This window comes from Pontimicrobium sp. IMCC45349, from assembly GCF_047219225.1.
Taxonomy (GTDB): Bacteria; Bacteroidota; Bacteroidia; order Flavobacteriales; family Flavobacteriaceae; genus IMCC45349.
In genome coordinates, this window is sequence record NZ_CP178208.1 from 896,755 (window position 1) to 916,954 (window position 20,200).

At 31.5% G+C, this 20,200-nt stretch carries 12 protein-coding genes; 9 read left to right on the plus strand and 3 right to left on the minus strand.

What is annotated here, in order from left to right; all coding sequences use genetic code 11:
• The 3 genes from ACLII3_RS04180 to ACLII3_RS04190 all read left to right on the plus strand — a co-directional run bounded on the left by ACLII3_RS04180 (position 1) and on the right by ACLII3_RS04190 (position 6,122).
• Complete coding sequence (locus tag ACLII3_RS04180; RefSeq protein WP_412986717.1) at positions 1-2,592, plus strand: M56 family metallopeptidase; 2,592 nt, start codon at positions 1-3, stop codon at positions 2,590-2,592.
• A gap of 207 nt (positions 2,593-2,799) precedes the next feature.
• Complete coding sequence (locus ACLII3_RS04185; RefSeq protein WP_412986718.1) at positions 2,800-4,875, plus strand: zinc-dependent metalloprotease; 2,076 nt, start codon at positions 2,800-2,802, stop codon at positions 4,873-4,875.
• Between the two features lie 146 nt (positions 4,876-5,021).
• Complete coding sequence (locus ACLII3_RS04190; protein ID WP_412986720.1) at positions 5,022-6,122, plus strand: DUF4407 domain-containing protein; 1,101 nt, start codon at positions 5,022-5,024, stop codon at positions 6,120-6,122.
• A gap of 2 nt (positions 6,123-6,124) precedes the next feature.
• On the opposite strand, the gene ACLII3_RS04195 is transcribed toward ACLII3_RS04190, so the two are convergent.
• Positions 6,125-6,403, minus strand: coding sequence for a hypothetical protein (locus tag ACLII3_RS04195; protein ID WP_412986721.1), 279 nt, complete (start codon positions 6,401-6,403; stop codon positions 6,125-6,127).
• Positions 6,404-6,657: 254 nt separating this feature from the next.
• Here ACLII3_RS04195 and ACLII3_RS04200 point away from each other — a divergent pair, with 254 nt between their 5' ends.
• Together ACLII3_RS04200 and ACLII3_RS04205 are read left to right on the plus strand one after the other, a co-directional pair.
• Positions 6,658-7,617 (plus strand): ornithine cyclodeaminase family protein, encoded by a 960-nt coding sequence (locus ACLII3_RS04200; RefSeq protein WP_412986722.1) that lies wholly within the window; start codon positions 6,658-6,660, stop codon positions 7,615-7,617.
• Positions 7,610-8,677: a proline racemase family protein gene (locus tag ACLII3_RS04205; protein WP_412986724.1), complete on the plus strand. Its 1,068-nt coding sequence runs from the start codon at positions 7,610-7,612 to the stop codon at positions 8,675-8,677. Before ACLII3_RS04200 ends, ACLII3_RS04205 begins: the two co-directional genes overlap by 8 nt.
• Positions 8,678-8,766: 89 nt before the next feature.
• Here ACLII3_RS04205 and ACLII3_RS04210 read toward each other — a convergent pair whose 3' ends face one another.
• Positions 8,767-10,311 carry a RagB/SusD family nutrient uptake outer membrane protein gene (locus ACLII3_RS04210; RefSeq protein ID WP_412986726.1) on the minus strand — a complete coding sequence of 515 codons (1,545 nt, stop codon included), beginning with the start codon at positions 10,309-10,311 and terminating at the stop codon, positions 8,767-8,769.
• Positions 10,312-10,338: 27 nt separating this feature from the next.
• Positions 10,339-13,440 (minus strand): SusC/RagA family TonB-linked outer membrane protein, encoded by a 3,102-nt coding sequence (locus ACLII3_RS04215; protein WP_412986727.1) that lies wholly within the window; start codon positions 13,438-13,440, stop codon positions 10,339-10,341.
• A gap of 174 nt (positions 13,441-13,614) precedes the next feature.
• Between ACLII3_RS04215 and ACLII3_RS04220 the strand changes: the two genes are divergently transcribed.
• Genes ACLII3_RS04220 through ACLII3_RS04235 form a run of 4 tightly spaced genes read left to right on the plus strand, consistent with a single transcriptional unit; the run spans position 13,615 to position 20,191 of the window.
• Entirely contained in the window at positions 13,615-14,613 is a 999-nt protein-coding gene (locus ACLII3_RS04220) for a GntR family transcriptional regulator (protein WP_412986728.1), read from the plus strand.
• 21 nt (positions 14,614-14,634) lie between these two features.
• Entirely contained in the window at positions 14,635-16,635 is a 2,001-nt protein-coding gene (locus tag ACLII3_RS04225; protein ID WP_412986729.1) for an MGH1-like glycoside hydrolase domain-containing protein, read from the plus strand.
• A 3-nt stretch (positions 16,636-16,638) separates the two neighbouring features.
• Positions 16,639-17,148 (plus strand): GNAT family N-acetyltransferase, encoded by a 510-nt coding sequence (locus tag ACLII3_RS04230; RefSeq protein ID WP_412986731.1) that lies wholly within the window; start codon positions 16,639-16,641, stop codon positions 17,146-17,148.
• Between the two features lie 10 nt (positions 17,149-17,158).
• Positions 17,159-20,191, plus strand: coding sequence for an aminotransferase class III-fold pyridoxal phosphate-dependent enzyme (locus ACLII3_RS04235; RefSeq protein ID WP_412986732.1), 3,033 nt, complete (start codon positions 17,159-17,161; stop codon positions 20,189-20,191).
• The last annotated feature ends 9 nt before the right edge of the window (positions 20,192-20,200 follow it).

The following is a 20,200-nucleotide window of genomic DNA, read 5'->3' on the forward strand; positions in this document are numbered from 1 at the left end:
ATGCCTATTTACATTTTAAAATCTACGTTATGTTTATGCATCCTATTAGCTTTTTACAAAATAGGATTAGAATCGTTAAGTAATCATAAGTTTAAACGCTTTTATCTTTTAAGCATATTACCATTAGCTATAGGTATTCCGCTTATAACTTTTACTACATATGTAGAACCAACATTAGATTTTGGAACCTACAATCCAAATAATTTTATAACACCATCTTCTATTCCAGCAGAAGTAATTACGGAAGAGAAAAGCTTCTGGAACTACCTTCCCACTATACTTTGGAGTATTTATGGTATTGGCGTAGCTATTTTCTTAAGTAAATTCTGTGTTAATCTTTATGCCATATTTTCAAAAATTAAGAAGCATCAAAAAATTAAAAACCATTCTTTTATTAATGTATTAATTAAACAATTACAAGTCCCACATACGTTTTTCTATTATATATTTTTAAATAAAAAAGCATATAACAACCATCAAATACCTAGCGAAGTTTTATTACACGAACAAACACATGCAAAGCAATTGCACAGTATAGATATATTATTAATTGAGCTATTTCAAATTGTGTTTTGGTTTAATCCATTTATCATCATTTATAAAAAGTCTATTAAACTTAATCATGAGTTTTTAGCTGATGCAGAAGTGTTAGATCAAGGTGTATCAAAAACTAATTACCAAAATATATTATTAGCATACTCATCATATGCTACACAGCAACACTTGGCTAATGCCATTAATTATTCATCAATCAAAAAACGATTCACCGTTATGAAAACACAATCATCAAAAAAATCCATTTGGATACGCAGTTTACTACTACTGCCTTTATTAGCAATCTTATTGTTTAGCTTTACTAACCAAAAAGAAGTTATTATTGAAGAAGAAGATCAAACATATTCAAACACAACTAAAGAAAAGAACAGTGACACAAAAAGCATCTACTATAAAAATGCAACCTTCAAATTCTTAGATAAAAACAAAAACATTATTGCAACAAAAAAGTATGACGAACTCACTAATGCTGAAAAAAGTCGCTTACTTCCTCCGCCTTCAAAACCAATAAAAAAGAAACCTTCGGCTCAACAATTATCAAATTGGTTGGACACCAAAAATTATGGTATTTGGATAGATGGAAAAAGGATAGAAAATAATACCCTCAAAAACTATAATTCTAACGATTTTGGCAATTTCTATGTAAGTAAACTTGAAAAAAATGCAATTAATTATGGTAAACACTATTATCAAGTTAACCTATATACATTACAAGAATTTACTAGATTAATTAAAAATCATGGTGAACCATTAGATAAAGGCACAGTAATAACTATAACTCAAAATAGTGAACTAGAACAAGAAAGCTCTAATACTGTAAAAAGCATTAAATATACCAAAAACAAAACATCTAAACAAAAAGGTTTAACTCAATTAGAAATAAGTGAATATAATAAATTGGCTAGGAAATTTAGCACTAAGAAAGATTCCAAAAATATTACTATAAAACGAAAAGACCATTTACGTATTAAATATCTTTACGACCTTATGACTAAAGAGCAACGAGAATATGTAGAGCCTTATCCTAATATTCCTCCACCTCCAACCGTAAAAGAAATAAAACCTGTTAAAAACAACAAAAAACCAGAAGTTGTGGAAATCAAACTTGTTCCACCTCCACCACCTCCAGTTCCTGCAAATGCTACTGAAGCCGAAAAAATTAAATATAAAAAAGCTATAGAGAACTATAAAAAAGGTAAACCAGGTAAAATAAAAAAAGTAAAAAATGATAATGATGAATGGATTGAAGTAGTAGAAATTATAGAAGCTAACGCTCAAGAAGTTCCGCCTCCACCTCCACCTCCAAAATCTCCTTTAGATCATATAATAAACATGGCTAAGAAAAATGCAACCTTTTATTTTGAAGGAAAAAAAATAACATCAGACGAAGCCATAAAACTATTAAAAACCGACAAAAACTTAAATATAGCTACCCAAAAGCAAAACTCAAATGCTCCTAAGGTTCATATTTCAACACAACCTATTACAACAAATAAAGAAGGTAAATTAGTAACTAAACCAATTTCATTAAAAGAAGTAAAATCTAAAATCAATGAAAATGACCAAGGGTATGTTACTATTAATAATGAAACTTATTTTTATATTATAGATAATGAAGTGATTAAATATTTTAACCGTTGGGGAGAAAAAGTAGATGAAAAAGGAAATATTTTATCCTCAAACAAAAACTATAAAAGTACCGCTAAAGTAAGTTCTGTCTCTTATAGTGATAAAAATGAATCTAATCATCTAAACCAAACAGTAACTGTAAATAATAAAAAAGTTATCGATGGTATGCTTACTCTAACAAAAGAGGATATTGAAGTTATCACATTGAACTCAGGGAAAAATAAAATTGTTAGTTTTAAACTAAAAGTTCAAGGACAATCAACGAAATCTATTTCAGGCAAATCTATAAACTTAAAAAATCATGGATGTTATAGTCCAGCTCTTAAAAAGAAGTCGATTCAAATTTTCGATATAAAAGATGCTGAAGGAAATAAATACCCTCCTATTTTTATTTCAATAAAAAATTAGATAAGAATAAACCTCAATAAATACTAAAGCGCTTTCATTCTTAATTACACAAATGAAAGCGCTTTCTTAGTTCATTCTATAACAAATAATTAGGACAACAAAAAAGCTTATCTTAAGAATAAGATTGTATAAGCATCAGATAATTTTATACAACCTATAAGTTAAAATTAGCACTAGCTTTGATATTAGTATTCAAAACTATATATAATGCTTAAAAAATTACTTAAATCTAGCTGGCCATTATTTTTTTTATTGATTCATTTACCATCAAATTCTCAAAATAGTTCTCAAAAAATAAAAGAGTGTAAGACTAAAATTGTTAACGATATAATTTTCAATAACCATCCTGAAACTTTAAAGGAATATAACAACTTTAACAAGTATTCAAGAAAGCAAATTGAGAACAACTCAATTAACCGAAATAACAACTCAACTTATACCATTCCTGTAGTATTTCATGTTTATGGAGATGTCCATAATGGTTATTCTGTTACTCAAGAAAAAATTGAAACAGCATTAGAAAAACTTAACGAAGATTTCAACGGCCTTAATTCAGATTTTAATACTGTTGACCCAATGTTCTCTAGCATTAAAGGAACACTAGATATTGAGTTTAAACTTGCAAAACTTGATCCAAATGGAGGCTGTACAAGTGGTATTGTTTTTTATGACGAAAAAAGTGGTTATGGAAATGGTAGTGGATACGACTCTCAAATTCAAGCTGATGCCTGGGATAATTACAAATATATGAATGTATATATTCAAAACGACCTTTATAATGATGGTAGCACAACTAACTCTGGTGTTGCGTGGTATCCAAACAGTTGGATGTCTGACAATAACCTAGCAAGAGTAGTTTATAATGGCGCCTATTTACATGGAAATACTAGTGATGAATTTGCATCTGTATTAACACATGAATTTGGCCATTGGTTAAATCTAGTTCATACTTTTGATGGTGGTTGTACAGGAACCGATTTTGTAACAGACACACCTCCTGAAAATGGAAATCATGACCTTGGATGTAGCTCAGGTACAAACTGTAATGGAGAATATGTAAATTATGAAAATTACATGGGTTATAATGGCGCTAGTGGTTGTTATAAAATGTTTACACAAGGGCAAATAAATAGAATGATAGTTGCCCTAATACACCCAACAAGACAACCATTATGGCAAGCCAATAATTTAATTGATACTGGAGTAAACAGTACAAATGGCTACATAATGTCTTCAATAAATCAATTAGTTGAAGATGATATTAATAACGGAAGCATTTTGCAAATGCCTAATATTTCAATATTCGACGCTACTTTCACTAACAACACTGGAGAATTAACTTTAGGAGTAGATTATAATGCAACATTGCCTAGTGGACTAATACCTCATATAAACTTAATTAGCAACACTGAAGCAATCTTATCTTTTTCTGGAAATGCCATAAATCATAGTACAATTGACAATTCAGAAATTACGATAACATTTCTAAACCCAGCAATTATTGGAGGTTTAGCATCATTACATTGCTCTACAATAAATATTGATGCAAAGTTTTATGACCCTTACGAAATTGTTTATGTAGATATTGACGATATTACCGTTGGAGCTACTTATGGTTCATGGGAATATTTTGAAATAGAAATTGGAGATGACAGAGCATATGGTGCTTGGGAGTATACTGCAAATCATTTAAAAGTTGAAACATATGGAAAACGTTTAGTTTGTAATCCAGCAACAATCAATATTACTCCATTGCCATATAATACTGCTGTTAATGGCTCTAGTAATTTTGAAGCACCAGGTAACTACCCAAATCAATTAAATATTAGAAGTACAACACATACAGTTTGGCAAGATCAAATGGCATATATTGGCTTTGAATATAAAATTGATGGCAGAACATGTTATGGTTGGTTTGGAGCTGAAGTCGCACCAGATGGCTCTTATTTCACAATATTAGATTACGCCTATAATACCGAGCCAAATGCTACAATATATACTGGTATGACTTTAAGTAATAATGATCATGAATTGACTCCTAGTATTACTCCGTTCCCAAATCCTTTCTCAGATGAACTAACAATCGATTTTAGACAAACAAGAGGAGAACAAGTAGATATCACAATTTATACCACATTGGGTCAGGTAGTTCATAAAGAATCCTTCATAAATCCTAACAAGCAATATCACCTAAAAAATTTAAATATAGCTAATGGCTATTATCTACTAAGTATATCTATAGATCAAAATAAAGTTTTATCGAAAGGAATTATTAAACAATAAATATACTTTTAAGTTTACTAAAATTCATTAGGAAACAACTTACTTAATAGATTAATAAACACATAAAGCCTCGATTTTCGAGGTTTTTTTGTAACAAATACTTAAAAATTGCGTTCTAATAAACAATCAATCAAATCACTACAATCATGTTAAAGCAATTTTTTATTATCTGCTCTGGTGCTGACACCGACCTTTTAGAGAACTGTTCCAAAGGCGAACAAAACAAATATGTTGGTATTGGCGCTACTGTCTTTTTTACTGCATTAATGGCTTTTATCGCTGCTAGTTATGCACTTTACACTGTTTTTGACAACTTATTTGCAGCTATAGGATTTGGCTTTGTTTGGGGACTATTAATCTTTAACCTTGATAGATATATTGTTTCTACAATTAAAAAAACTGGAAATGTTATTGATGAATTGATTCAAGCTTCTCCTAGAATTGCCTTAGCAGTAATTATCGCTATAGTTATTTCTAAACCACTAGAATTAAAAATATTTGAAAAAGAAATTAATCAAGTTTTATTAGAACAAAAAAATGACTTCACACTAGCAAATAAAGATCAAATTGCACTACAATACACACCAAAAATTGAAAATTTAAATAACGATATAAAAAACCTTCAAAATGAAATTAGTTCAAAAGAAACAGAAGTAAATGCTTTATACAATACTTATATAGCTGAAGCAGAAGGTAGAGAAGGCACGCTACTTTTAGGAAAAGGTCCAGTTTACAAAGAAAAGAGAGAAAAACATGATGCTGCATTACTAGAACTACAACAATTAAAAGAAACTAATAAATCAAAAATTGAGGCTAATGAGGCTCAAATTGCTCAATTAAATACTGAATACCAAACACAAGTAACTACATCACAGCCAATAATAGACAATTTCGATGGTCTTATGGCTCGTGTAAATGCATTAGGGAAGCTACCTTGGCTACCTTCATTCTTTATTTTCCTATTATTTTTAGCTATCGAAACCTCTCCTATTTTCGCAAAGTTATTATCTCCAAAAGGAGAGTATGATATTAAATTTAATGAAAGTGAAGCCGATTTAAAATCTTGGGCATTGCAAAATGAAAGTCAGAGAAAATCTGTTTTAGTAGCTGATAATACTATTAATGATAAAATCTATGAAGACTTATCAAACGAAGAAGAATTATATGTTTATAAAAAGAAAATTTCAAGAGAACTTATGAAAAAACAGCAAGAAGCCTTTTATAATAAGCAAACAAAAATTCTATAGTATTATGCTGCTTCTGAAGATTTAAAATGGTGGAATAACTTATCACAACCTGAGCCAATAATTGACAACCTCTTTTCTAAAGAAACTGACAAATTATGCAACTTAGCTAAAGCAATTATGCCTTGCCTATCAATACTTTCTAAATCTTCAATACTTAGAGTGAGACTATCAACTTTATCAAAAATATTACTAAACTCTCTTTGAAATAGAGATACATTATTTTTGTTTAATACACCCTTAATCTTAAAGTAATTGTTATATCCTGTAATACTTAAATCCATGACTTATAAATTAGATTAAACAATAAATTTGGTGCTATAATCAATATCAAATCTCAACATAACCAACTCATTTCAAAAAGATTACCGATGAATAGCAAAAATTCTTGATTAAAAAATATTGAGTGCAAAAAACATAGGTCAACTACTTACTTTCAAAAAACCAACTTAATACAATATTATCCATTAGCTATGATATTTTACTTACCTACTAGATAATATTCAATTATGTTTCTAGTTTTAACTATTTTTAGCTTATGGAACAAATTGTACAAATAAGCAATACCTTCATAGAAGAAAACACCAATTTCAATAGTCTAATAACTCATCTTAAAGAAGGCTTTTCAAATAACAAAATAATGGTCCCAATGCGTCATCATCACGATTTCCCAAATCCTGAAGTAAATGCTGACTCAACAATGTTATTAATGCCTGCGTGGAATCCTAGTAAAGAAGCTGGAGTAAAAATTATAGCAGTAAGCCCAGAAAATAGTCAGTTTAATTTACCTTCAATACAAGGAACTTATATATACTTAGATGCTAAAAAGGGAACTATCAAAGCCATTCTTGAAGCTAAAAGCTTAACTGCAAAACGTACAGCAGCTGCTTCAGCATTGGCTTCATCTTTCTTATCTAGAAAAGACGCTTCTAGTTTATTAATGATTGGTACTGGTGCCTTATCAATCAATTTAATCAAGGCTCATGCCTCAGTAAGACCAATTACACAAGTATATATTTGGGGACGAAATTTCAATAAAGCTAAAGAAATCAGCAGTCAATTAGCTAATGAATCTTTTTCTATAAAAGCCATTCAATCCATTGAAGAAAAAATATCTGATGTTGATATTGTCTCCTGCGCTACTTTATCTAAAACACCTTTGGTTTTTGGCAAACATCTTAAAAAAGGGCAACATATAGATCTTGTTGGTGCGTATAAAAAGGATATGAGAGAAGCAGATGATAATGCAATTACCAAAGCTTCAGTTTTTGTTGACACTATGCAAGGAGGTTTAAAAGAAAGTGGAGACATAGTTATTCCATTAAAACAAGGTTTAATTACTGAACAAGATATAAAAGGAGATCTATTTCAACTTTGCTCTCATGAAAGAGAAGGCAGGTTATCTAATGATGAAATTACAATCTTTAAATCTGTTGGACATGCATTAGAAGATTTGATTGCCGCAAACTATTATTATAAGAAATTTACAAATGAATAGTACTTACCAAAATATACTTAACAAAACAGAATTCCAACCATCAAAAGATTGGTTACAAATAAAAACTATAGACATGCATACAGGAGGTGAACCACTTCGTGTGATTGTTGACGGTTTTCCAGAATTAAAAGGAAACTCTGTTTTAGATTATAGACGTTACTGTAAAGATAATTACGATTACTTACGCACATCGTTAATGTTTGAACCTCGTGGTCACGCAGATATGTATGGTTGCATTCTAGTTCCACCTAATGATGATGAAGGTGATTTTGGAATACTCTTTTTACACAATGAAGGTTATTCTACTATGTGTGGTCATGCTATTATTGCTATTTCTACACTAGCTATTGAGATGAAATGGATTGACGTAAAAGAAGGCGATAACATTATTAAAATTGATGCTCCTTGTGGACGCATTACATCTTATGCAAATGTAAAAAACGGGAAAGTCATTGGAATTCGTTTTCATTGTGTTCCTAGTTTTGTAGTTGGTCTTGATAGAATTGTTGAAATTGAAGGATTAGGAACTGTCACTTACGATTTAGCATATGGAGGTGCTTTTTATGCTTATGTGGATATGGCGAAAAACAATTTTGACTTTGATTTAAATCCAGATTCTTATCGTCAATTGATTCAAACAGGAATGGATATCAAACACGCTGTAATGGAAAAAGATAAAGAAATTCTACATCCTTTTGAAAACGATTTAAGCTTCCTTTACGGAACTATTTTTATTGACAACCACAAGCAACCCTCTGGCATAGATAGTCGCAATGTTTGCATTTTTGCTGAAGGTGAAGTAGATCGTTGCCCAACAGGTTCTGGTGTTTCTGGTCGCATGGCAATTCATAAAGCAAGAAAAGAAATTGACTTTGGAGAAACCATGTCTATAGAAAGTATTACAGATTCTGTTTTTATAGGCTCTGTAGTTTCTGAAGAAGATTATGGCCCTTTTAAAGCTGTAATTCCTCAAGTTGAAGGAACAGCCTATATTACTGGTATGCAAACTTTTGTAATTGACCCTAAAGACCCAATGAAAAACGGTTTTATTTTACGTTAGATTTATTATTAATTAAGATAAAAAAGAAAGGCTACCATATGGTAGCCTTTCTTACTAATCAAAAGTATATATGAAACAAATTACTACTATTAATTAATTGCTGAGTTAGCTTGTATCTCAGATAATGGTACTGGTAAATATGAATGATTAGCAGCGCTAAACCCTGATCTTCCAGCTGCAGTCATTGCTTGATCTAACATTCCCCAACGACGTAAATCAAAAAAGCGTACAGACTCTAATGTTAACTCCATAGTTCTCTCATGAATTATTTGCTGCTTAACTTCTTCTTGAGACGTTCCTGTCATTGCTGGCATTAAACCATGCGTAGCTCTTACTTCATTAATTAAAGGAATAGCTTGTGATGTTGCTCCTGTTTCATTTAATGCTTCAGCATACATCAACATTACATCTGCATAACGCATTAATACTACATTTACACCTACATATGAATTATTCCAAACATAGTTAGGTAACCACTTTCTATAATATGCTTTTCCTTCATTAGTACTTTCATATTGCCAATCCATTAACTCATCCCAAGTATATCCTTGCATTTGAGGGTCATTTAAATCATTAAAGAAATCATCTCTAAAATAAACCGAACCATATAATCTATTATCATATAATCCATTTGAAGCAATCATACCTTCACTCTTCATAGTATCTACTAAACCTAAAGTTGCCTCAATTCCTCCCCAGCCACCAATGGACCAGTCTCCAATAAAAGCATGTAATCTTGTAGCATTCCATGAAGTAGCATCTCCAGATTTAAATTGAAGTTCAAAAATAGATTCTTGATTATTCTCATTTTCACCATTAAAAATGCTTAAGAAATCAGGCTCTAAAGCATATGAGCCTGCTGAACCATTAATTATAGGTTGAAACGCGTTAACAGCATTTTGAAAATCATCAGCCTCAGCAGAAGTAACATCACCAGCTTTATACATATATGCTTTACCTAAGTACGCTAATGCAGCTCCTTTAGTTGCTCTACCAGCTTCAACATTACCTACAACATCTAACATGTTTGCAGCATTTTGAAAATCTTCTATTATAGCTGTCCAAGCCTCTTGTCTTGTAGACAGTGGTTGATCTAAAGTCTCTTGAGAAACCATTTCTGTTTTTACAATGATTTGCTCATATAGTGTTAATAATTTAAAATGGTAATATCCTCTTAAAAAAGTGGCTTCTCCAATAATTTGTTGCTTATCTGCGTCTGAAATTTGTTCAGAAGTCATCTCTCCTACTTTAGTTATTACTTGGTTTGCATAGTTTAACCCTCTGTAATTAGTAGTCCATAGTACATCTAAAAATGTATGACCATTTGTATAATTAAAATTAAAAATTGACATCCAGTGCGCATAATTTGATGCATCAGGACCTGGTAAAGAATAATCAGATCTAAAATACTCTACAACCGAACGTCCTTCTTGCCAACCATCCCAAAAATTACTTCTTGATTCCAGTTCGGAGTAAGCAGCTGTTAATCCAGATTGTGCATCTTCTAAATTTCTCCAAAAAGAATCAGAAGTTAATTGATCAGGTGACTGTTGCTGTAAAAACTCATCATCATTACATGATGTCACAACAATCAATAAGCATGAGGCTATAAATAATTTATATATATTTTTCATTTAATTGTGATTTAAAATTAATACGATTTAAAATTGAAGTTGTAATCCAAAAATCATTGACTTGTATTGAGGGTACAATGTTCTATCAATTCCTCTTGATAAAATACTTCCTCCAACCTCTGGATCTAATCCATCATATTTAGTAAACGTAAATAAATTTTGTCCTGTAATATATACACGACATTTATCCACTTGTAATGTTTCTAGAGCTTTTGTAGGTAAAGAATAACCTAATTGAATTGTTTTAATTCTTAAATAATCTCCTTTTTGTAAAAATCTTGTAGAGGCTCTATTATTACCATTAGGATCTCCTAAAACCGCTCTTGGTATATTTGTATTTGTATTTGTAGGTGTCCAAGCGTTTAAAGCTTCTACCTCAAAGTTTCTTCCTGAATCTAAACCTAAAGATTGAAATTGGTTACCATTATAAATTTTATTACCACCAACTCCTTGTAAAAACACATTTACATCAAATCCCTTATAATCAGCAGCTAAATTTAAACTGTATTCAAATTTTGGAATCGCTGTACCTTGATATTTTTCATCCTCACTATCTAATATTCCATCTCCATTTTGGTCAATAAACCTAATATCTCCTGGTTGTGCATCTGGTTGTAAAGTTCCATTAGGATCATGTGCATCAATCTCTGCTTGTGATTGAAAGATTCCATCAGCAACAGGTAAAAAATAAGCTCCTGGTTCGTAACCTACTCTAGTTTGGTTTACAAAGTGATCTGACCCAAACTTTAACCCTACTCCATATAAAACTTGGTCATCACTACTTAACCTTGTTACTTCACTATTAATTGTTGTAAATGTAGCATTAGCTGAATAGTTTATTTCATGGTCATTATTAGTATAACCCATTTCAAATTCGAATCCTTTATTTTCAAACTCACCTACATTAACCACAGGACTATTTACACCTGCTGAAGGAGAAACAACTTTAGTAATTAATAAATCTTCAGTATTTGTTTTATAATAATTTATTGATCCAGAAAGTCTGCTCCCCATTGATCTAAAATCAATTCCGATATTTGATGACGTATTAGTTTCCCATTGTAAGTCATTATTTTCTAAGTCTCTTGCAATACTTCCTAAATATGATGTTTGAGGATCACCAAAAACATAACCTCCATTCCAAGAGTCTTTTCCTTGTGAGATTAAAGCAACATAACCATAATAACCTAGAGCACTATCATTACCAGCTTGTCCCCAAGAATAACGAAGTTTTAAGAAATCAAAAATATCTTGATTTTGCATAAAATCTTCATCAGAAATCTTCCAACCTAATGCAAATGATGGAAAAACTCCATATTGATTATTCTTACCAAACTTAGAACTTCCATCTCTACGTATACTAGCTTGTAATAGATATTTGTCATCATAAGAATAGTTTAATCTACCAAATTGAGAGACTAAAGCATATTCAGCATTTGTTCCACTACCAGAATAAGTCCCATCACTAAAAGCATCTAAAGTATTAAAGTTCTCATCTAAAATAATGGCTGGTATTTTATCTCCATTTTCATCTAATTTATATCCTTCTGCTTGTACATAAGTTTCCTTATATGGCTCTGAAATTCTTTGATATCCTGCTAAAAGTCCAAATGAATGCTTATCAATATCAAAAGCATAGTTTATAGTATACTCTTGATTAATTCTTCTAAACTCATTATTATATTCAGATATAAAGGCATACTCATTTCCTTCCTCTTGAACATCTCTTACTCTAAATGGCTTATGGAAATTATAGGTATAGTTAGCAAGATTTGACAACGATAAGTTTGCCTTTACATTTAACCTTGGAATAACCTCATAATTAACACCTACAGTACCTAAAAAGTATTTTAATTTAGTATACTGGTCTTTATAAAAATCTTCTCCTACTGGATTTCTATGATCAGGGATGTCACCATCTCTATACCCAAACCCTGAATCTTTTGTATCATCATATACAGGAATTAATGGTGAAATTTGATACGTTTCTCTTAATGAAAACTTATATCCTTCTCTTCTAGTTTCACTATAGTTAAGATTTGTATTAATTTTTAATTTTCCTTTATTGATTCCTATGTTACTATAAATTCCTTTTTTAGAAAAACTTGAACCAATTAATAGTCCTGTTTCATCAGCATAGTTACCTCCAACACTATAATTTACCGTTTCAGAACCACCACTAACTCTTAAATTCATTAAAGTTAAATCTCCATCTCTATGTGTTTCATCTATCCAATCAGTATTTACATTTGGAGGGCTAGTAACATAGTTAGGTAAAGTTGCTCCAGCATTCTCATACATTTGTTGATGTACTTGAACATATCCATTAGCATCTAATAAATCTAAAGTTTCTCTTGATGTATTTGAACTGTAAGACGTTTCAAAATCTACTTTCACTACACCTTCTTTACCTTTTTTGGTTGTAATAATTACAACTCCATTGGCTGCTCTTGTACCATAAATAGCAGCAGAAGCAGCATCTTTCAGCACTTCAATAGATTCTATATTTCTTGAATCAATAAAATAAGGATCAGCTTGAACGCCATCAACAATAAATAATGGTCTGTTATTACCAAAGCTTCCTATTCCTCTAATTAAGACATCTGCAACACTACCTGGACTTCCCGAAGAAGAAGTGACAGTTACACCAGCTATTCTTCCTTGTAATGCATCTGTAGCATTAGTTGTAACTACTTGATTCAAATCTTCGCTTTTTAATGTACTTACAGCTCCAGTAACATCACTTCTTTTTTGCGAACCATAACCTATTAATACAACCTCTTCTAAACCGGAGATATCGTCTTGCATTACAATATCAATTACTCTTTGATCTCCTACAGTCACTTCTTGCGAAACATAACCTAAATATCTAAAAACAAGTATTGCAGTTCCATCTGAAACTTCAATACTATAATTTCCATCAAAATCTGTTTGTGTTCCAACAGTTTCATTTTCTTTTACCGTAACAGTAGCTCCTGGCAAAGGAACTCCATTAGAATCTTTTACATTTCCTTGAACTTGAACTTGACCAAAAGCATTTTCGCTAAGTCCAAAAGAAACAAATACAAATAACATCAATAACAGTTTGGAAACTGAACAATGTTCTTTTTTTGGTAGTTTTTTTCTCATACTAAATTTGATTTTTAACACTAAACAACTCTAAAAGAGCGAATTAAAAGTTTAGTTTGTTTTTTAATTGATTTGATTTAACCTTAAACTGTTTGCTAATTTAAATCAAAAAAAAGCATATTACCTACTAGTACCTACCAGTTTGTTTTAAAAAATAAATATTATATTTGCTACATGAGCACTATTACAATTAAAGAAGATATTGGCGTCCCAAAATACAAACAGATTATCCAATCTATTGAAGCCGCAATAGTTGACAATATCTATAAAAGAGGTGATAAACTACCTTCAATAAACAGTGTAAAAAACAGACATAATTTATCTAGAGACACTGTACTTATTGCCTATAACGACCTAAAAGTAAGAGGCATTATACAATCCTTCCCAGGAAAAGGATACTATGTTATTAATGAGAACATTAGTGTAATTCAAAAAATATTTTTGCTTTTTGACGAACTAAACACTTTTAAAGAAGATTTATACAACTCCTTTTTAAATAATTTGGACTCTAACATTGAAGTAGACATTTATTTTCATCACTTTAATCATGACGTATTTAGTAAACTTATATATGACAACTTAGGCAACTATAACTATTATGTTATAATGCCTGCAAACCTTGAAAACACAGGAAGCGTTATAGATAAATTACCTCAAGAAAAAGTTTACATTTTAGATCAAACACATAAGGAACTATCACAATATCCAGCTATTTATCAAAACTTTGAAAAAGACATTTTTAATAGTTTAACCAAAGGATTACAACATATCAAAAAATATCAAAAGTTAATTCTACTTTTTAAAAGTCAAAAACAACCTTTAGGTATGAAAAAAGGGTTTAAAGCTTTTTGTAAAATGAATGCTTTTAAACATGAGGTTATTGATACATTACAAGATGTAACACCTAAAAAGGGAGAAATATACCTTATCCCAGATGATAGAAACCTAATAGTTGCTATTAAAAAAATAAAAAAAGAGAGACTACTGTTAGGTAAGCAAATTGGAATCATTTCTTATAACGAAACCATATTAAAAGAGATTGTTGAAGGAGGTATTACAACAATCTCAACCGATTTTAACAAAATGGGCAAAAGATTAGCCGAAATGATAATGAACAAAGAACAAATTGTAATTGAAAATTCTAATGATTTAATATTAAGAAACTCTCTTTAAAACTTAAACTAGTTTGAAATTATGCGAAAACTAATTACAACAATATTATCTCTAATTATAGCTTTTAGTTGCTCAAACGTTGAGCAAAATATAGCACCAAAAAATGATTATCTAGAATTCAGCAAAAATAGTTTAGACTATCGTATCACATCAAAGCACAAGTTCGACAAAGACGGTTTAATGTTTTCAGATCAAGGCGCTTGGTTTGCTTATAGTTTTTCAGACTCTACTGCAATTAATGGCTTTTCTGGACCTTTTTTAATGACACAGCAAAATGGTGTTTGGGCTAGTACCTCACTTACCAACTTCAAACTAAAAGATGACAACAATAATTCTTTATTAAATTTCAACTCAAGCCAAACCAATAGCTTTAATAGTCATTTAGAAGAATTTCAAAAAAATGACAAAATTGAATTAAAAAAAGAACTCGTTTTTCTTTCAGGTCATACAACTTTACAACGTTTTACTGTCATCAACAATTCTAAAAGCAGTTTAACAATCCATCCTTCTTTTAGTGCAAATCTCTTTGATACATTTTCTGAAATCAAACAAGACAGCAATCAAATTATATTCGACTCTGACAAATCATTAGCAAAAGGGTCTGTTCAATTTCTAGATGAGACTGTTTCAACTATGACAGACAGTTTATATTATAATTCACATCTAGAAACATCATTTTTAAAACCTAACGAATCAAAATCCTTCGTCATTTCCCAAACATTTATTTTTCCAGAATATTCTTGGGAAGATGAGCAAATACTTATAAATTCTGTAGACTTTGATTCGGTTTTAAATGCACGTAAGTCAGAAAAAAATCAGCAATTAAAATCATTAATTGAAAACAGAAAACCGCAATTTCAAGATAGTATTTATGCCGAAGTTTTAGCTAAAGCACAATTAACTTTACAAAACAATTGGCGCATACCTGCTGGAGAAATTGAACACGAAGGCTTATTCCCAAGTTATCACTATGTATGGTTCAATGGTTTTTGGTCTTGGGACTCTTGGAAACATTCAGTTGGATTATCATACTACAATTTACCTTTAGCAAAAGAACAAATAAAGCTGATGTTTAAGTTTCAAAATGACGATGGCTTTGTAGCAGATTGTGTATATCGCGATACTACTATAGAAGCCCATAATTATCGTGACACCAAACCACCCCTTTCAGCTTGGGCAGTTGCAAAAATCTATGAGAAAGACAACGATATTGCCTTTGTAAAATACATGTATCCAAAACTCAAAAAATATCACTATTGGTGGTATAACAAACGTGACCATGATAAAGATGGTGTTTGTGAATATGGCTCAACAGACGGAAGTTTAGTAGCAGCAAAATGGGAAAGTGGCATGGATAATGCCATTCGATTTGACAACTCAAAAATTCTAAAAAACAGTGAAGGTGCGTATTCTTTAGATCAAGAAAGTGTAGATCTTAATGCTTATTTATATGCCGAAAAATTATTCCTTTCAGAATTAGCTAAAGCACTTCAAAATGAAGATTCTAAAACGTACTTAAAAGAAGCTGAAACCTTAAAACAAAACATTCAAACACAATTCTATGATGAGAAAGATGGCTGGTTTTATGACACCAATTTAGATGGCGATACTTTTATCAAAGGCGAAGGTAGTGAAGGTTGGACTGCACTTTGGGCAAATGCAGCTACAAAAACACAAGCGGAACGTGTAAAAAATAGAATGATGAATCCTGAAAAATTCTTCACTAAAGTACCATTCCAAACCATGAGTGCAGATCATGAAAAATTCGACCCTCTTAAAGGCTATTGGAGAGGCCCAAACTGGCTAGATCAAGCTTATTTTGGTGTTAAAGGATTGCGTAATTATGGTTATATTGAAGAAGCAGACAAAGCAACCATTCAAATTTTAAAAGGAGCAGAAGGCATCTTAGAAAAAGGAAAAGCTATTAGAGAAAACTATCATCCTTTGACAGGAAAAGGTCTGCATGCTCATAACTTTAGCTGGAGTGCTGCACATATTATAATGATGCTACAAAATGATTAACTAATGACAATTCGCTATACAACATCAAACGATTTAAAGCATATAATGGAAATCATCCATTATGCACAACGCTATTTAGCTAGTTTAAATATAGACCAATGGCAAGATGGATATCCTAATGAAACGCAAATTTTAAATGACATAAATAATTCTGAAAGCTATGTTTTACTTAATAGTAATGACGATATTATTGCTACTTTTATGTTTACTACTTCAAAAGAACCCACTTATAATACCATTGAAGGCGAATGGTTAACTGACAAAAACACAAAATATGGCGTCATCCATCGTATTGCAGTAGCCGAAACTTGTACAAACAAAGGTATTGCAAAATATATCATCACACATTGCGAACAGCAACTACAATTACAAAATATTACATCAATGCGTATTGATACACACCAGGATAATTTAGGAATGCAGCATATACTTAAATCTCTTGGCTATACCTATTGTGGCATCATCACGCTAACAAGTGGTGCGTTACGTTTGGCTTTTGAAAAACAACTCTAATACATTAACATTGGATTATAACCAAATAAAAATAGAACCCAATCAAGCTGAAGACATACTCTTCACGCTTTTTAATATAAAAGGGAAAGCATCGTCTTTACCAGGAGAAGTCGATTTTAATTTCAGAATTAAAGTTGAAAATGAAGAAGGCTATATTTTAAAAATATCACGTCCAAACGAAAATGTTAATTATCTTGATTTTCAGCAGAAACTTTTACAACATGTTGAAACTAACGGCAAAAATCTGATTGCGCCAAAAGTCATCAAAGACAAGGATCATAAATCCATTTCTGAAATTACAGATGATTATGGAAACATCAGAAAAGTCCGTTTGCTTACTTGGGTTTCTGGTCGTGTTTGGAGTAGTGTTAATCCACAACTAAACGATTTACGATTTAGTTTAGGTGAACAATGTGGTTTACTGACCAAAGCACTACAAGGTTTTGATCATAAAGAAGCTCATCGAGATTTTGAATGGGATGTCGCACAATCCCTTTGGACAAAAGCACACATCAATCTTTTTGAAGATGAAGAATTAAAGATCATTACTGCTTTTCAAAATAGATTTGAGCATTCAAAAACGGCATACGATTCACTTAGAACATCTGTAGTTCATAACGATGCTAATGACAATAATGTGATTGTTTCGTCGGAGTTAATCAACCCAAAAGTAAAAGCAGCCATTGATTATGGCGATGCCATTCATACACAAATCATAAATGATGTTGCTATTGCATGTGCCTACGCCATCATGAATCATAATGATGTCTTGGATGCAGCTTTGCCAATTGTAAAAGGGTATCATTCTACATATCCTTTAGAAGAACAGGAATTAGAGCATTTATACGATGCAATTGCGATGCGCTTGATTATTTCGGTTACAAAATCTGCTATCAATAAAATCAAAGAACCTGATAACAGATACCTTTTAATTAGCGAAAAACCTGCTTGGGAAGTCTTAAAAAAATGGTTTAAAACTAGTCCCGATTTTGCTCATTATTCTTTTAGAGCTGCTTGCGGATTTGTAACACATCCAAACCAAACAAAATTTGAATCTTGGGCAAAAACTCAAGAATTCTCATTAGAAAATTTATTTCCAACAATCAATAAAACCGAAGCGCATCATTTAGATTTAAGTGTTTCTAGTACTTGGATTGGACATCAAAAAGATTTTAACGATTTAGATTTTTTCCAATTCAAAATTGATAAACTTCAAAAAGAACATCCTAATAAAATTATATCTGGTGGTTATTTAGAACCACGTTCCATTTACACTTCTGATTCTTATAATAAAATTGGTAATTACGGTCGAGAAAACAGAACCATTCACTTAGGTGTAGACTTTTGGCTACCAGCACACACACCTGTACATGCACTTTTTGATGGCGAAGTGGTTTGCGCTGTCAATGACGCTGGGAATAAAGAATATGGAGGCTTAGTGATTTTAAAACATAAAGCTGAAGACTTTGAATTCTTTACACTTTATGGTCATAATACAGTTGAAAGCGCGACCAAACACAGCATTGGAGATTGTATTAAAAAAGGTGAAAAAATAGCAAAGTTAGCTAACTATCCCGAAAATGGTAATTGGGCACCTCATCTACATTTTCAAATCATGTTGTCAATGCTAGATTACACCACAGATTTTTCAGGAGTGACCTACTACAGTCAACAACAGGTATGGAAAAGTTTGTGTCCAGATCCTAATTTGTTATTCAAACTGGATGCACTTCAATCCTCAAATAAAACTACAAATCAAGAACTTATTACTTATCGCAAACAGCATTTAGGCAAAAGTTTAAGCCTGCAATACAAAGTACCTATTAAAATGGTTCGTGGTGCAGGTCAATATTTAGTAGATCAATTTGGAAGGCAATACTTAGACACAGTCAATAATGTAGCTCATGTTGGACATGAACATCCAAATGTTGTTGAAGCTGGTCAGCAGCAAATGGCTTTAATCAATACCAATTCACGCTATTTACATGATAATATAAATGAATTAGCTAAAGAGTTGATTGAAACGTTACCTCCAGAATTGAACGTATTACATTTTGTAAATTCAGGTAGTGAAGCCAATGAGCTTGCCATAAGAATGGTAAAAGCTAATACAGGACAACGCGATATTATTGCCAGCGAAGTTGGCTATCACGGAAACGCCAATATGTGCATCGACATTTCCTCTTATAAATTTGATGGTAAAGGTGGAAAAGGTGCACCAGAACACACACAGATATTGTCATTACCTGATGCCTTTAGAGGAAAATATCGAGGTGAAAACACTGGAACAAAATATGCTGAAGAAGTTCAAAAATGTATTGACAACATTCATGACAAAGGTCGTGGTGTTGGTGCTTTTATAATAGAACCTATAATTAGCTGCGGTGGACAAATTGAACTACCTGAAGGCTTTCTAGCCAAAGCTTATGAATATATTCGAAACGCTGGCGGACTTTGTATTTCAGATGAAGTTCAGGTTGGTTGTGGACGTGTTGGAAAAACATTTTGGGGATTCCAATTACACAATGTTATTCCAGATATTGTAACTATCGGAAAACCATTAGGGAATGGACATCCATTAGCAGCAGTAGCTTGTACGCAAGAAGTTGCAGATAAGTTTGCCAATGGTATGGAATACTTCAACACCTTTGGAGGTAATCCTGTGTCTTGTGCCATAGGAAGTGAAGTGTTACGAACAGTTAAACGCGAAAAACTACAACAAAATGCATTGGATGTTGGTGAGTTTTTAAAAGCTGAACTAACAAAACTATCTAAGAAGTTTCCAATTATTGGAGATGTACGTGGTCAAGGCTTGTTTTTAGGAATTGAGCTAGTTGATAAAAATATGAATCCACTAGCTGAACAAACTGATTATCTCGCAAACAGAATGAAAGATCATGGTATTTTAATGAGCACTGATGGTCCAGATTATAACGTTTTAAAAATCAAACCGCCTATTGTATTTACAAAAGGCAATGCTGAAGAACTTATTTTTTATTTAAAAAAGATTCTTACTGAAGATTTTATGCAGTCTTACAATTAACAACTATAA

What these genes read in the sequence shown, in the direction of transcription:
- ACLII3_RS04185 (WP_412986718.1), top strand. Translation starts at nt 2,800, where the DNA reads ATGCTTAAAAAATTACTTAAATCTAGCTGGCCATTATTTTTTTTATTG.
- ACLII3_RS04190 (WP_412986720.1), top strand. Translation starts at nt 5,022, where the DNA reads ATGTTAAAGCAATTTTTTATTATCTGCTCTGGTGCTGACACCGACCTT.
- ACLII3_RS04180 (WP_412986717.1), top strand. Translation starts at nt 1, where the DNA reads ATGCCTATTTACATTTTAAAATCTACGTTATGTTTATGCATCCTATTA.
- ACLII3_RS04195 (WP_412986721.1), bottom strand. Translation starts at nt 6,403, where the DNA reads ATGGATTTAAGTATTACAGGATATAACAATTACTTTAAGATTAAGGGT.
- ACLII3_RS04215 (WP_412986727.1), bottom strand. Translation starts at nt 13,440, where the DNA reads ATGAGAAAAAAACTACCAAAAAAAGAACATTGTTCAGTTTCCAAACTG.
- ACLII3_RS04225 (WP_412986729.1), top strand. Translation starts at nt 14,635, where the DNA reads ATGCGAAAACTAATTACAACAATATTATCTCTAATTATAGCTTTTAGT.
- ACLII3_RS04210 (WP_412986726.1), bottom strand. Translation starts at nt 10,311, where the DNA reads ATGAAAAATATATATAAATTATTTATAGCCTCATGCTTATTGATTGTT.
- ACLII3_RS04230 (WP_412986731.1), top strand. Translation starts at nt 16,639, where the DNA reads ATGACAATTCGCTATACAACATCAAACGATTTAAAGCATATAATGGAA.
- ACLII3_RS04200 (WP_412986722.1), top strand. Translation starts at nt 6,658, where the DNA reads ATGGAACAAATTGTACAAATAAGCAATACCTTCATAGAAGAAAACACC.
- ACLII3_RS04220 (WP_412986728.1), top strand. Translation starts at nt 13,615, where the DNA reads ATGAGCACTATTACAATTAAAGAAGATATTGGCGTCCCAAAATACAAA.
- ACLII3_RS04205 (WP_412986724.1), top strand. Translation starts at nt 7,610, where the DNA reads ATGAATAGTACTTACCAAAATATACTTAACAAAACAGAATTCCAACCA.